The organism is Bradyrhizobium sp. LMG 9283, from assembly GCF_045571415.1.
GTDB lineage: Bacteria > Pseudomonadota > Alphaproteobacteria > Rhizobiales > Xanthobacteraceae > Bradyrhizobium.
Genome location: NZ_CP120691.1, coordinates 8,721,794 through 8,736,542 on the forward strand (window position 1 = coordinate 8,721,794; position 14,749 = coordinate 8,736,542).

Genomic DNA, 14,749 nt, shown 5'->3' on the forward strand with positions numbered 1-14,749 from the left:
CGCGCAAGCGCCGTGCCCACCGTTTTCTCTGCGATCACGGTAGAAATGGTGGGCACGCCCCGGGATGCGCGTTCGCCCATCCCGGCGCTTTGCCCACCCTACGAACTGGCGTCTACGTCGGTATCTCCCCAAAATTCTTCCCCACCGGCAACACCGCGTGCCGGATCAACCGCGAATCCTCCACGGCCGCCTGGCGATGCTTCACCGCCTCGCGATAGACGGGATCGCGGATCATCTCGACGAAGGCGGCAACGCTTGGATATTCGGCGATGAAGCAATGGTCCCAGCGCTCCTCCTGCGGGCCGATCAGCATCAGCTCGAACTTGCCCTGCCAGACGATGCGGCCGCCGAGACGTTCGAACACCGGACCGCTCTCGCGGCCATAGGCCGCGTAGGCTTCCGCGCCGCTGGCCTTGCGCCCGTCAGGATAGGCCGCCTCCTTCCGCAAGCGCACCAGATTGAGCATGTGGATCGGGCCCGGGCGATCGTTCTCCCGGAATTGCGCGAAGATCTCCTTGGTCGGATCGATGTGGCCCATGCGAGTTTCCCTCTTTCTTGACGCCCGCGATCCTAGCCCTGCGGCCCCGGAACGGGAACCGCGGCGAGCGAATGCCGCACCTCCTAATTGCGCGTTAACGCCGGGGTAACCCGGCCTTAAACAGCGACCGCTAGCGTGCGGCGGGGCGAGCTGACCGGGCGTATTGCGTATGGCGTGGGGAAAGAAGAAGGGTGCGCGGAAAGAGCCGCTGTTCGGCTTGCCCGCGGCGCTCGCCGATCTGCGCCTCACCCCGGCGGACCGTATTCCCGGCGGCGACGACAAGCCGAAGAAATCTGCGAAATCATCAGCCAAGCGCAAGAGCGAGGATGCCGGCGACGAGCCGCCCCGCGAGCGCAAGGCGCCAGCCAGCCGTAGCGGCGCCAAGCGGCGCGCAAAGTCACGCGGAGGCTTCAGCCTAGGCCGCCTGGTCTATTGGGGCGCAGTGCTGAGCCTATGGGCCGTCATCGCCATAATCGGCGTCGTGATCTATGTCGGCGCGCATCTGCCGCCGATCCAGTCGCTGGAAATTCCCAAGCGCCCGCCGACGATCCAGATCGTCGGGATGGACGGCAGCATGCTGGCGCAACGCGGCGAGATGGCCGGCGCCAATGTCGCGCTGAAGGACTTGCCGCCGTATCTGCCGAAGGCGTTCATCGCCATCGAGGACCGTCGCTTCTATTCGCATTTCGGCATCGACCCCGTCGGCATCCTGCGTGCCCTGATCACAAACGTGCTCCATCGCGGCGTCTCGCAGGGCGGCTCGACGCTGACGCAGCAGCTTGCGAAAAACCTGTTCCTGACCCAGGAGCGCACCATGCAGCGCAAGCTGCAGGAGGCGGAGCTCGCGATCTGGCTGGAGCGCAAGCATTCCAAGGACGAAATTCTGGAACTCTATCTCAACCGCGTCTATTTCGGCTCCGGCGCCTACGGCGTCGAAGCCGCCGCGCAAAAATATTTCGGCAAGTCGGCCAGGAACGTCACCATCGCCGAGGCCGCGATGCTCGCCGGCCTCGTCAAGTCGCCTTCCCGCCTTGCGCCAAACCGCAACCCCGAAGGCGCCGAAGCGCGCGCGCAAGTCGTGCTCGCGGCGATGGCGGATGCGAAGTTCATCACCGAGGCGCAGGCGCAGGCCTCGATCGGCCATCCCTCCTACAATGTGAAGCCGGTCGGCGCCGGCACGATCAATTACGTCGCCGACTGGATCGGCGAGGTGCTGGACGACCTGGTCGGCCAGATCGACGAGAGCATCAAGGTCGAGACCACGATCGATCCGAAGCTGCAGAGTGTGGCGGAAGCCGCCATCATCGACGAGCTCGCCGCCAAGAGCGTGAAGTTCAATGTCAGCCAGGGCGCACTGGTGGCGATGACGCCTGACGGCGCGGTGCGCGCCATGGTCGGCGGGCGGAACTATTCCGAGAGCCAGTACAACCGCGCGGTCACCGCGAAGCGCCAGCCAGGCTCCTCGTTCAAGCCGTTCGTGTACCTCACCGCGCTCGAGCAAGGGCTGACGCCTGATACCGTCCGCCAGGACGCCCCGATCGAGGTCAAGGGCTGGCGGCCAGAGAACTACACCCATGAATATTTTGGCGCGGTGACGCTGACGCAGGCGCTGGCGATGTCGCTCAACACGGTCGCCATCCGCCTCGGCCTCGAGGTCGGTCCGAAGAACGTGGTGCGCACCGCGCACCGGCTCGGCATCTCCTCCAAGCTCGAGCCCAATGCCTCGATCGCGCTGGGCACTTCCGAAGTTTCAGTCGTCGAGCTGGTCGGCGCCTACGCGCCGTTCGCCAATGGCGGTTTCGCGGTGACGCCGCATGTCGTGACCCGGATCAGGACGCTCAGCGGCAAGCTGCTCTACATGCGCCAGGCGGACGAGCGCAACCAGGTCATCGACCCCCGCTATGTCGGCATGATGAACACGATGATGCGGGAGACGCTGATATCAGGCACCGCCAAGAAGGCCGAGATCCCCGGCTGGCCGGCGGCCGGCAAGACCGGCACCAGCCAGGATTACCGCGACGCCTGGTTCATCGGCTACACCGCCAACCTCGTCACCGGCGTCTGGCTCGGCAATGACGACAACTCGCCGACCAAGAAGGCGACCGGCGGCGGCCTGCCCGTCGAAGTCTGGACGCGCTTCATGAAGACGGCGCACGAGGGCGTGCCGGTCGCGAGCCTGCCGAGCTCACCAGGCGGCTGGGGCCTGTCGAACCTCGCGCAGGCGGCCTCGCAGGTGTCGCCGCCCACGCCGGCGGCACCGCCACCCGCGAACGCTGGCGGCTATCGCCCGCCGCCTCCCACGCGCGCCAATGTGCGCCCCGAGGCGGCGGCCGGGCTCGATGGCTGGCTGATGGATCGGCTGTTCGGCGGGAATCGATAGCTTCGGCCTGGGAGCCACGGGGCGTCAAAACAAAAACTGCGAAAACAACCCCATGCACAGTAGAAGGTGATTGCCGGCGCAATGCACGGTGGACCGCTCGAAGCGTTTGATGCGGCGGGGTAAATCAGGCACGCGGCGCAATCGTCGCGAAGTGTGGCGAGAATCGAGCGAGGCGCGATGATGTCTCCCCACCCTCCCCTGTCATTCCCCGCGGAGGCGGGCAATCCAGTACGCGGCGGCTTCTCGGCTCAATAACAACCGTCTCTGGAATACTGGGTCGCCCGGTCAGACCGGGCGACAACAGCGAGTACTGGGAAGGCTAAGCCGCAACGAGGATCAATCCTCGACCCCGTACCGGTGCAGATCATTGCCGTAGGTGTCGAGCCACTTCTTGGCGCGCTCCATCGAGGGACAGACCTTGCCGCAAACCCGCCAGAAGCGGGCGGAGTGGTTCATCTCGACGAGATGGGCGACCTCGTGGGCGGCGAGATAGTCGAGCACGAAGGGTGGCGCGAGGATCAGGCGCCAGGAGAACGACAGCGAGCCGGCGGAGGTGCAGGAGCCCCAGCGGCTGGACTGGTCGCGGATCGAGAGCCGCTTGACCCTGACACCGAGCTCGGCGGCATAGGCTTCCGCGGAGCACTGCAAGTCGCGGCGCGCCTCGCGCTTGAGGAAGTCGCTGACACGACGGTCGACATATTCGAGGCCGCCGGCGACGCAGAGAATGCGCTCACCGCTGTCGCGCATCTCGGTCCACACCGTGCCGCGCTGGCCGGCGCGATGAACGATGCGATGGGGCGTGCCCCGCAGCGGTATGACCGTGCCCGGCTGGAAAGGCGCGGCCTTCGGCAAGCGCCCGAGGCGCGCGGCGATCCACGCACCGTGACGCTGCGCGAAATCCTTGGCTTCGGCGAGCGTGCCGCGCGGCGGCATGGTGAGGATGGCTTCGCGATCGCTCGGATGGATTCTGAGCGTGTAGCGGCGCGCGCGGCGGTGCCGGCGCAATCGGATGGCAAAAAATTGCGATCCGTGGGTGATGACGAGGGTCTTCGGTTCGTGGGGCCGACGATAGAGGAGTGCGCGTGTGGCCATGTCTGTCAGTCCGGGGGGCAGGAGAGCGCCCGGATTCTGCCATAACCGCCGCCAGGGAAAGCGCTCGGCGCAAAAACAAATCATTTGCCCAATATACAGCGGTCAGGCGTCCGGGAGACCCTACAGACTGGGGTTGGAACCATCAATTTTCGCCCCCGCTGAACGCATGCGACACCCCCAAGGGGTGAGTACCGACTCACTCCTATAAGGCTACCTAAATACCGCGAATCTGGAGGGAACTTGCCCCCGTTGGAGGCTCCGGCAGCGGCTGAGATTTCGACGGGAAAGCCGAAATCGCGGGTTATTCGGCCGCAAGAGCCTGTAACGAGCTCGGATTCGCAGCCGAAACCATGAAATCGTGAATCCGCGGCACGATCTCCGACTTGAAACGCGATCCGTTGAACACGCCGTAATGTCCGACGCCCTTCTGGACGTAATGAACGCGGCGATGATCGGGAATCGCGCTGCACAATGTGTGCGTAGCTTCGGTCTGACCGAGACCGGAGATGTCGTCGTTCTCGCCTTCGACCGTCATCAACGCGACGCGCTTGACCTTGGAGGGATCGACGAGGGTTCCGCGATGGGTCATCTCGCCCTTCGGCAGCGAGTGCTTCACGAACACGGTGTCGACGGTCTGCAGGTAATACTCGGCCGGGAGATCCATCACCGCGAGATATTCGTCATAGAAGTCGCGATGCTTGTCGACGAGGTCGCCGTCCCCCTTCACCAGATTGGCGAACAGCTGCTTATGGGCATTCATGTGGCGGTCGAGATTCATGCTGATGAAGCCGTTGAGCTGCAGGAATCCCGGATAGACGTCGCGCATCATGCCCGGATGCGGGAACGGCACCTTGGTGATGACGTGATTGCGGAACCAGTCGATACCGCGCTCCTGGGCGAGGTTGTTCACCGCAGTCGGATTGCGGCGGGTATCAATCGGGCCGCCCATCAGCGTCATCGAGGTCGGCACGAACGGATCGCGCCGTGCTTCCATGATCGAGACGGCCGCGACGACGGGCACGGAGGGCTGGCACACCGCCATCACATGGGTGTTGCCGCCGAGAACGTGCAGCATCTCGATGACATAGTCGATGTAGTCATCGAGATCGAAGCGGCCTTCGCTCAAGGGGACCATGCGGGCATCGGCCCAGTCGGTGATGTAGACCTCATGCGCCGGCAGGAAGGCCTCGACCGTGCCGCGCAGGAGCGTCGCATAGTGGCCCGACATCGGGGCCACGATCAGCACGCGCGGCTGAGGGCTGCGCAGCGGGCGGGTGAACTTGCGATCGAAGTAGAGCAGCTTGCAGAACGGCTTTTCCCAGACCGAGCGGATTTCGACGGGGACGCGGATGCCGTTGACCTCGGTGTCGTTGATACCCCATTCCGGCTTGCCGTAGCGGCGCGTGGTGCGCTCGAACAATTCGCAGGCCGCGGCGACCGACTTGCCGACCTCGGTGCGAGCCCAGGGATTGAGGGGATTCTGAAACAGCAGCTTGGCTGCGTCGGTGACCGCTCGTGCCGGATTGAGAGAGGCGTGAGCCATCTCGTACATCCAGTACATCGGCGTCGTCAGGACCGGACTGCCTTCTGCAGCCAGGGGCGGCGCGCCGCCGAACTCACCAATAGGCATCGCTATATTCCTCTTCGCATCGCAACATACTGCCGGATGCGTAATATTGCGTCAATGCATGGTTCCGTACATCTATGCAGCCGAAACGGGTAAATCAGCCTGAATCCACGGGAAAGTGACGTTATTCGCCGCTCGAGAGCAGCGAGCCGTGCTTCCTGGCGCTGCGCAATAGGGCAAGGAATGCCCCAAAAGATGCAACCAGCAGCACCACGTTGATGGCCAACGCCTCCAGCATCAGATCGGTCCTAAAGGCGTGCTCGATCAGGAGCGCGCGCATTCCCTCGAAGGCGTAGGTCGGCGGCAACGCCCAAGCAACGTATTGCAGCCAGGTAGGCAGCACACTGACGGGATAATAGACGCAGGCCAGCGGCAGGATCGCGAACATCAAGGTCCAGACGATGCTCTCGGCGCCGAGGCCGTTGCGCAGCACCAGGCCCGAGACGAAGATGCCGACCGACCAGCTCGTGAAGATCAGATTGCAGAAGAAGGCGATCAGCGGCAGGCCGAGGGCATAGACGTTGAAGTGAAACAGGACCAGCGCGAGCAGGGTCATCGGGATGATGCCGATCGCAAGCCGGATCAGGCTCATGATCATCAGCGACAGCAGAAACTCGATCGGCTTCAGCGGACTCATCATGAGATTGCCGATGTTGCGCGCCCACATCTCCTCCAGGAACGAGATGGAGAAGCCGAGCTGACCGCGGAACAGGATGTCCCAGAGGATGACGGCGCCGATCAGCGTGCCGCCAGCGCGCGCGAAGAAATTGGCATTTTCGGCGATGTAGAGCTGGAGGAAGCCCCAGGTGATGACCTGCAGCGCCGGCCAGTACAACAGCTCGAGCAGCCGCGGCCAGGACGACATGAGCAGGTACCAATAGCGCAGGATCATCGCGCCGATGCGGTGGACGGAGATGCCGCCGTGGAAGGAGAGCTCAGTCACGGCGCCCTCCCGTAGCCCGGGCGCAGTCGGTGGCCCGGATGGAGCGCAGCGTAATCGGGGGCCAGTCGAGCCAGATGCGAGAATCCCGGATTACGCTTCGCTCCATCCGGGCTACAGGCGACACACACAAGCCCATTCACCGCGCCGCCTCCTTTGCGCCGTTCGCCCGGCCGCGCGCGACGTCCAGAAACACCTCCTCCAGCGTGGTGCGGTTGTAGCGGGCCATGATCGCCTCCGGCGCGTCGTCGTCCTCGATGCGGCCGCGTTTCATGATGATGACGCGGTCGCAGAGCCGCTCGACCTCGAGCATGTTGTGCGAGGCCAGGAGGATGGTGGCACTGTTGTCCCGGCGATACCGCTCCAGATGCGCACGCACCCAGTCGGCGGTATCAGGATCGAGCGAGGCGGTCGGCTCGTCCAGGAGCAGCAGCTCGGGCTGGTTGATCAGCGCTTTCGCCAAAGCAACGCGGGTCTTCTGCCCGGCGGAGAGCTTGCCGTTGGCGCGGTCGATGAAATCGCCGAGGTCGAGATCCTCGGCGAGCTCAGCGATACGGTCAGCGAGATTCTTCACTGCATAGAGCTTGCCGAACACGGTGAGATTCTGCCGCACCGTGAGTCGCATCGGCATGTCGACGTAAGGGCTCTCGAAATTCATCCGCCCCAGCACGGACGCGCTGTCCTCGGGCATCCTGTGACCGAGCACCTGGATGCGCCCGGAGGTCGGCAGCACCAGACCCATGATCATCGCGATGGTCGTGGTCTTGCCGGCGCCGTTGCCGCCGAGGAGCCCGGTGATGCTGCCGCGCGGCAGCGAAAAGGAGATGTCGTCGACGGCGCGGGTCTGCTTATAGACCTTGACGAGGTGATCGACCGCGATTGCTGCGGACGAATTGCGATCCGCGACAGTCGGCCGACTTGAAGCCTTGTCATTCTCGGTCATGCTGGCCGTTCTTCTGCTATTGCAGCGAAGAGCGCAAGGCTTGTAATTCCTGGCAGGTTCCGTGAGCCGCGCGTTTGTGACCTTGGAAGGCACCGCCACATTGGCCGATATGATCGAAATTGCCGATTCCGACTTCCGCCACGCGCAGCGGCATATAAGGCTGGACACGATCCTGCGGCTGCGTTGGCTCGCGGTGCTGGGACAGCTCGCCGCGATCTTCATCGTGGCCCAGGGGCTGGAGTTCAACGTCGAGATCGTCCCCTGTGTCAGCATCATCGCCCTCTCGGCGGCGCTCAATCTGGTGCTCCAGACCGCGGCCAATCCGATGCAGCGGCTGGAGCCGCTGCAGGCGGCCGGCCTCCTCGCGCTGAACATCGTCGAGCTGGCAGGTCTGTTGTTCTTCACCGGCGGACTGCAGAACCCGTTCTCGTTCCTGTTCCTCGCACCCGTGTTGATCTCGGCGACGGCGCTGCCGGCCCGTTTCACCTTCGGCCTCGGCGTGCTCGCGGTTGCCTGCGCGTCGGTGCTGTTCTTCTTCCATTTTCCACTACCGTGGGATTCCGACGATCCCTTGGTGCTGCCGCCGATCTATCTCGTCGGCGTCTGGCTCTCGATCGCGCTCGCGATCGGCGTCACCAGCCTCTATTCCTTCCAGGTGACTGAGGAAGCGCGCAAGCTTGCCGACGCGCTGGCCGCGACCGAGCTGGTGCTGACGCGCGAGCAGCATCTGACCCAGCTCGATGGCCTTGCTGCTGCGGCCGCGCACGAGCTCGGCACGCCGCTCGCAACCATCTTCCTGATCTCGCGCGAGCTGGAAAAGACAGTGAAGGACCCGAGCTTTGCCGCGGACCTGAAGACGCTGCGCGAGCAGACCCAGCGCTGCCGCGACATCTTGAGCAAGATCACCCAGCTCTCCTCCACCGGCGCGCCGTTCGACCGCATGAAGCTGTCGGAGCTGATCGAGGAGGTGGTGGCCCCGCACCGCGATTTCGGCGTCGAGATCAAGGTGCGGATCGCGGTGGCCGCGGCGGCCGAGCCGGTCGGCTCGCGCAATCCGGCGATCCTCTACGGCATCGGCAACATCGTCGAGAACGCGGTCGATTTCGCCCGAACCACCGTCGAAGTGAACGCCTGGTGGAACAAGGACCACATCGAACTCGTGATCTCCGACGATGGTCCCGGCATTCCGCCCGATATCCTCAACCGGATCGGCGAGCCCTATCTATCGCGGCGGCGCACCCAGGACGACGGCGGCGGCGAACGGCGTGGCCTCGGCCTCGGCGTGTTCATCGCGCGCACCTTGCTGGAGCGCACCGGCGCCAAGGCCTCGTTTACCAACCGGATCTTTCCGGAACACGGCGCCGTGGTTCAAATCACATGGCCGAGACAGCGTTTTGAGGCTATCGAGACGCTCGAAGAAACAATAGGATAGCCGCGACCTTGCGTCGCACAATCGGGCGAACCGACGATTTGCCGCCTTGGCACCGCGCGATTGCGACGCCATATGTCGATGTGCTGGAGAGAGGACACAACCTTGAACGCCATTGCCGAACTGAACGAACAGACCGACCGCTCGCTGCTCATCGTGGAGGACGACAAGCCGTTTCTGGAGCGGCTGTCGCGCGCCATGGAGACACGGGGCTTTGCCGTGACATCATGCGACACCGTCTCGGACGGACTTGCGCAGATCGGCAAGTCGGCGCCGGCCTTCGCGGTCGTGGACTTGCGACTCGGTGACGGCAACGGTCTCGACGTGGTCTCGGCGCTGAAGAAGAAGCGCCCGGATGCCCGCGCGATCGTGCTGACCGGCTATGGCAACATCGCCACCGCCGTCACCGCGGTGAAGATGGGCGCGATCGATTATCTCTCCAAGCCCGCGGACGCCGACGATGTCGTCGCGGCACTGCTCTCGACCAGCGCGGAGAAATCCGAGCTGCCGACCAACCCGATGTCGGCCGACCGCGTCCGCTGGGAGCACATCCAGCGCATCTACGAGATGTGCAACCGCAACGTCTCGGAAACGGCGCGCCGGCTGAACATGCACCGGCGCACGCTGCAGCGGATCTTGGCGAAGCGCGCGCCGCGGTAATGATCTCGTAGGGTGGGCAAAGGCGCGCAGCGCCGTGCCCACCGTTTCTGCTTCGACCTTGTTCGCCTTTAATGGTGGGCACGCTTTTCGCTTTGCCCAACTACGGCAGCACGTGCCCCGGACGCGGCGCAGCACGCAGTGATGCGCTGCAGAGCCGGGGCCCATGCCTCGGCTTGAACCAACGGCCTTCTGGGTCCCGGCTCTGCGCAGCAGCGTTTCACGCTGCAGCGCGTCCGGGACACGAGACCACCCTACTCCCAAAAATCCGCGTGACCTTGCGGATCGACCAGGCGGTTGATCCTCAAGGCCGCCGCCATTGCGAAACGCACCGTCATCTGCTTGCGCGTGGCGGCAGCCAGCTTGTGCTCGGGCGCGTCGCAATGCAGGTGCGCGCCATAGGCGTCGGCGATGATCAGGCCGGTGTCATCAGGAAAGATCTCGCACGGCAGATCCTGCGTGAAGGCGAAGAACAGCCGGTCGCAATGAGCGCGGTATTCGTGCCATTTCTGGTCGGCGCGCAGATCCTCCACCGACGATTTGATCTCGACGATCCAGATTTCGCCCCGCTCGTTCAGCGCCACGAGATCGGCGCGCCGGCCCGACGGCAGCGGCAATTCGCTGATGCAGGAAAAGCCGAGCGAGCGTAAGAGCCGCGCCGTGCCGCGCGCGATGGCGAGCGCGGGCTCCGACTGACGGCGATCCGGCGGCGGCACGAGGGCGATGTTGCGAGCTGTGTTGTCCATTGCGGGAGGATAGCCGATTCCTTTTGGGGCGGACACTGGGCCGATGGAGCCGAGATGCCGCCGCACATTCGGTGTCGTCCCGGACAAGCGTCAGCGCCGATCCGGGACGACAGCAAGTGTGAGGCGAGAGCGCGGAACCTCCCCTCCCCCACGCACTTATCACGCAGCCGCCGCACCTCGGCGGGGCCACCGAGGCCGCTCGCGCATGATCGACGATCTCTGGTACAAGAACGGCGTGATCTACTGCCTCTCCGTCGGCTCCTACATGGATGCCAATGGCGATGGCGTCGGCGACTTCAAGGGCCTGCTGCGCCGGCTCGATTATCTGCACGGCCTCGGCATCACCACGATCTGGCTGATGCCGTTCCAGACCTCGCCGGGCCGCGACGACGGCTACGACATCGCCGATTATTACAGCGTTGATGCCCGTTACGGCACACTGGGCGACTTCGTCGAGTTCGCCCATGGCTGCAAGCAGCGCGGCATCCGCGTCATCATCGACCTCGTCGTCAATCACACATCGGACCAGCACCATTGGTTCAAGGAGGCGCGGCGCGACAAGAACTCGCCCTATCGTGACTGGTATGTGTGGTCCGACAAGAAGCCGGCCAATGCCAACGAGGGCATGGTGTTTCCGGGCGTGCAGAAATCGACCTGGACGCGCGATAAGGAGGCCGGTGCATGGTACTTCCACCGTTTCTACGATTTCCAGCCGGACCTCAACACGTCGAACCCGCACGTGCAGGCGGAGATCCTCAAGATCATGGGCTTCTGGATCCAGCTCGGCGTTTCCGGCTTCCGCATGGATGCGGTGCCCTTCGTGATCGCGACCAAGGGCGCGAAGGTGAGGAAGCCGGTCGAGCAGTACGACATGCTGCGCGCGTTCCGCGAATTCCTGCAATGGCGACAGGGCGACGCCATCATCCTTGCGGAGGCCAATGTGCTGCCGAAAACCGACATGGAATATTTCGGCCGCGATGCCGACCGCATGCACATGATGTTCAACTTCCAGGTCAACCAGCATCTGTTCTACGCGCTGGCCTCAGCCGACTCACGCCCTCTGACCAAGGCGCTGAAAGCAACAAAACCGCGGCCGGGGACGGCGCAATGGGGCCTGTTCCTGCGCAATCACGACGAGCTCGATCTCGGACGATTGACCAAGGCGCAGCGCGAGGTCGTGTTCAAATGCTTCGGACCCGACAAGGACATGCAGCTCTACGACCGCGGCATCCGCCGGCGCCTCGCGCCGATGCTGGGCGGCGACCGCAGGCGGCTCGAGCTCGCCTACAGCCTGATGTGCACGCTGCCGGGGACTCCGGTGATCCGCTATGGCGACGAGATCGCGATGGGCGACGACCTCTCGCTGCCCGAACGCAATTGCGCGCGCACGCCGATGCAATGGTCGACCGAGCCGCATGGCGGCTTCACCAAGAGCGACAGGCCCGCCTACCCCGTGATCGACAAGGGGCCGTACGGCTACCCGCACGTCAACGTCGCGAAACAGCGGCGCGATCCGAATTCCATGCTGAACTGGACCGAACGCATCGTCCGCATGCGCAAGGAGGTGCCCGAAGTCGGCTGGGGCGATTTTGCGGTCATTCCTGTGCGCGATCCCGCGGTGTTCATCATGCGCTATGATTGGCGCAACAATTCGGTGCTGTTCGTGCACAATCTCGACGAAAAGCCGCGCGAGATCGCGTTTTCAGCCAGACTGCCCGGTGGGACCGGCGCCCACCTGATCAATTTGCTGGCCGAGGACCACAGCCACGCCGACAAGCGCGGCCAGCATCGCGTCGTGCTCGAGCCGTACGGGTATCGCTGGTACCGCGTCGGCGGGCTGGATTATCTGTTGAAGCGGAGCGATATCGACGACGCTACGGTGCGGGGGAAGAAGCATCCGGGGTGACGTCGAGATGCCGTAGTTTGCTCCGCCGTTTCAACGATCGTCGTTGCGAGCGCAGGGGTTAGGCGGGTGGCGCCACCACCACCCCCTCATTTCCGCGCAGATCCAGCACGCCCTCCAGCCGCTCCCCCTCGCGATCCAGGAACGTTGACAGCAAAACCTCGCTGCCCAAGCGGATCGCGCTGGTGGTCACCGCGATCGGGTCGGGGCCGAGATTGAGCACTGTTATCACCGACCTGTCTCCGGCCGCGCGGCGATAGATCAGCAAGTCGCCTTGCGCCGCAATCGGATGATAGTCGCCGGCGACCAGCGGCGGGCAATCCCTTCGCAACGCGATCAGGCGCTTGTAAAGGCTGAGGATCGAGCGCGAATCGGTTTCGAGATTTACGACATTCTCGTGGATATGGTCCTCCGGTAGCGGCAGCCACGGCCGCACCTCCGAGAAGCCGGCGAAGTTCGACGAATCCCATTGCATCGGCGTGCGGCAGCCGTCGCGGCCGACACCGATGCCGGGCACGTTCTTCTCGAAGGGATCGCGCACGTCCTCCGGCGCGATCGCGAGCTGGTGCATGCCGATTTCGTCGCCGTAATAAAGAGTCGGCGTGCCGCGCAGCGTCAGCAGCAGCATGGCCGCGACGCGGGCCTGCTCTCGCCCGACCCGGCTCGCCACGCGCGGGCGATCATGATTGCCGAGCACCCAGTTCGGCCAGGCACCGCGCGGCAGCGACTTCTCGTAATCCTCGATGATCTTCTCGATCGAGCGCGCGCTCCAGAAGGTCGAGAGCAGCGCGAAATTGAACGGCATCTGCGCGCCGGTGAGATCGTTGCCGTAATAGGCCATCAGGCGGTGCAGCGGCAGATAGATCTCGCCGATCAAGACGCGCGCGCTATAGGAATCGGTGACGCGCCGCATCTCGGCGATCACGTCATGCACCTCCGGCTGGTCGGTCGAGTATTGCGTCAGGATCGTTTCGTTCGGCGGCCGGCCCTCGACATAATGCGGATTGGGCGGGTTGTCGCGGAATTCGGCGTCCTTGATCAGGTGCCAGATCACGTCGACGCGAAAGCCGTCGACGCCCTTGTCCAGCCAGAATCGCATCACGTCATAGATCGCGGCGCGGACGTCCGGATTGCGCCAGTTGAGATCCGGCTGCTGGGCGAGGAAGGCGTGGTAGTAATATTGGCCCGTCGTCTCGTCGAACTGCCACGCGCTGCCGCCGAACTCGGAGAGCCAGTTGTTCGGCACGCCGCCGCCGGATGCCGGATCGCGCCAGATGTACCAGTCGCGCCTGGGATTGTCGCGCGAGGCGCGGCTCTCGATGAACCAGGGATGCTGGTCCGAGGTGTGGTTCGGCACGAGGTCGAGGATCAGCTTCAGGCCATTGTCGTGGGCGGCCGCGAGCAGCGCATCGAAATCCGTCATCGTGCCGAACAGCGGCTCGATGCCGACATAATCGGAGATGTCGTAGCCGAAATCCGCCATCGGCGAGGGAAAGATGGGCGACAGCCAGATTGCGTCGACACCGAGCGATTTCACATAAGGCAGCCGCCGCAGGATGCCGGCGAGATCGCCGTCGCCGTCGCCGTCGGAGTCCTGAAACGAGCGCGGATAGATCTGATAAAAGATGCCGTCGCGCCACCAATTCTCGTTGCCGTGAGCCATGCCGGAAGACCACCCAAATCTGCGCCTTGCGCGGGAGAACGCGACAGCAACGCCCCGGTTCAAATTGGCAGGCCAATTGGGACGGCCGTGTGACGGGTGTTCCCGAGACGCGGTCAGAATCTTTTGCTTGGCGGCCCCGCAAAAATCGGCATTGTGAGGTTATGAGCGAGCAAAACGACACCAAAGCCAAGGCGGGCGCGATCATCGTTCCCGTGACGCTGTTCGAGCAGAACTGCACCATCATCTGGGACGAGCCTTCCAAGAAGGCCGTGGTGATCGATCCCGGCGGCGACGTGCCGAAGATCCTGGACGCGATCAAGCAGACCGGCGTCACAGTGGAGAAGATCTGGCTGACCCACGGCCATATCGATCATGTCGGCGGGGCGGCCGAGCTGCGCGATGCGCTGAAGGTGCCGATCGAGGGTCCGCATGTCGCGGACAAGTTCCTGCTCGACAATGTCGTCGCAAGCGGCGCGCGCTTCGGCATGACCGGAGGACGCGATTTCACGCCTGACCGCTGGCTCGACGAGGGCGACAGCGTGTCGATTGGCAGCCTGCAGTTCGACATCCTGCACTGTCCCGGCCATTCGCCCGGCAGCGTGGTGTTCTTCAACAAGGACTTGCGTTTCGCCCATGTCGGCGACGTCTTGTTCGCGGGCTCAGTTGGCCGCACCGACCTGCCCGGCGGCAGTCACGCCACGCTGATCAATTCGATCAAGACCAAGCTCCTGCCGCTCGGCGACGATGTCGGCTTCATCTGCGGCCACGGCGCCGGCTCGAGCATCGGCCAGGAGCGGATGACCAATCCGTTCATCACCGGCGAGATGTAGG

Annotated in this window: 12 protein-coding genes; 5 read left to right on the plus strand and 7 right to left on the minus strand. The window is 64.2% G+C overall.

Annotation, left to right across the window (positions count from 1 at the left end; genetic code table 11):
• Positions 1 to 112 precede the first annotated feature (112 nt).
• Positions 113 to 538, minus strand: coding sequence for a DUF1330 domain-containing protein (locus P6U29_RS40620; RefSeq protein ID WP_025033272.1), 426 nt, complete (start codon positions 536 to 538; stop codon positions 113 to 115).
• A gap of 169 nt (positions 539 to 707) precedes the next feature.
• Here P6U29_RS40620 and P6U29_RS40625 point away from each other — a divergent pair, with 169 nt between their 5' ends.
• On the plus strand, positions 708 to 2,918 hold the full coding sequence (locus P6U29_RS40625; RefSeq protein WP_407115694.1) for a transglycosylase domain-containing protein: 2,211 nt from the start codon (positions 708 to 710) through the stop codon (positions 2,916 to 2,918).
• Between the two features lie 336 nt (positions 2,919 to 3,254).
• Here P6U29_RS40625 and P6U29_RS40630 read toward each other — a convergent pair whose 3' ends face one another.
• From P6U29_RS40630 to P6U29_RS40645, 4 genes are all read right to left on the minus strand, one after another.
• Positions 3,255 to 4,094: a M48 family metallopeptidase gene (locus tag P6U29_RS40630; RefSeq protein ID WP_407115695.1), complete on the minus strand. Its 840-nt coding sequence runs from the start codon at positions 4,092 to 4,094 to the stop codon at positions 3,255 to 3,257.
• Between the two features lie 217 nt (positions 4,095 to 4,311).
• Positions 4,312 to 5,640, minus strand: a complete 1,329-nt coding sequence (locus P6U29_RS40635) for a polyhydroxyalkanoate depolymerase (RefSeq protein WP_407115696.1) — start codon at positions 5,638 to 5,640, stop codon at positions 4,312 to 4,314.
• 121 nt (positions 5,641 to 5,761) lie between these two features.
• Positions 5,762 to 6,580 carry an ABC transporter permease gene (locus tag P6U29_RS40640; RefSeq protein ID WP_407115697.1) on the minus strand — a complete coding sequence of 273 codons (819 nt, stop codon included), beginning with the start codon at positions 6,578 to 6,580 and terminating at the stop codon, positions 5,762 to 5,764.
• Positions 6,581 to 6,716: 136 nt separating this feature from the next.
• Positions 6,717 to 7,520: an ABC transporter ATP-binding protein gene (locus P6U29_RS40645; RefSeq protein ID WP_407115698.1), complete on the minus strand. Its 804-nt coding sequence runs from the start codon at positions 7,518 to 7,520 to the stop codon at positions 6,717 to 6,719.
• A 109-nt stretch (positions 7,521 to 7,629) separates the two neighbouring features.
• Between P6U29_RS40645 and P6U29_RS40650 the strand changes: the two genes are divergently transcribed.
• Positions 7,630 to 8,952, plus strand: coding sequence for an ActS/PrrB/RegB family redox-sensitive histidine kinase (locus P6U29_RS40650; protein ID WP_407119565.1), 1,323 nt, complete (start codon positions 7,630 to 7,632; stop codon positions 8,950 to 8,952).
• Between the two features lie 102 nt (positions 8,953 to 9,054).
• Positions 9,055 to 9,609, plus strand: a complete 555-nt coding sequence (locus P6U29_RS40655) for an ActR/PrrA/RegA family redox response regulator transcription factor (protein ID WP_164934823.1) — start codon at positions 9,055 to 9,057, stop codon at positions 9,607 to 9,609.
• 251 nt (positions 9,610 to 9,860) lie between these two features.
• On the opposite strand, the gene P6U29_RS40660 is transcribed toward P6U29_RS40655, so the two are convergent.
• The gene (locus P6U29_RS40660; protein WP_407115699.1) at positions 9,861 to 10,352 is read right to left on the minus strand and encodes an MmcB family DNA repair protein; all 492 of its coding nucleotides are present in this window, start codon (positions 10,350 to 10,352) and stop codon (positions 9,861 to 9,863) included.
• A gap of 205 nt (positions 10,353 to 10,557) precedes the next feature.
• On the opposite strand from P6U29_RS40660, the gene P6U29_RS40665 reads away from it, so the two are divergent.
• A complete protein-coding gene (locus P6U29_RS40665; RefSeq protein WP_407115700.1) occupies positions 10,558 to 12,258 on the plus strand; it encodes an alpha-amylase family protein in 1,701 nt (566 codons plus the stop codon).
• A gap of 58 nt (positions 12,259 to 12,316) precedes the next feature.
• Here the strand turns inward: P6U29_RS40665 and P6U29_RS40670 are convergent, their stop codons facing one another.
• Entirely contained in the window at positions 12,317 to 13,918 is a 1,602-nt protein-coding gene (locus P6U29_RS40670) for an alpha-amylase family glycosyl hydrolase (RefSeq protein ID WP_407115701.1), read from the minus strand.
• 161 nt (positions 13,919 to 14,079) lie between these two features.
• On the opposite strand from P6U29_RS40670, the gene P6U29_RS40675 reads away from it, so the two are divergent.
• Positions 14,080 to 14,748, plus strand: a complete 669-nt coding sequence (locus tag P6U29_RS40675; protein ID WP_407115702.1) for an MBL fold metallo-hydrolase — start codon at positions 14,080 to 14,082, stop codon at positions 14,746 to 14,748.
• The last annotated feature ends 1 nt before the right edge of the window (position 14,749 follow it).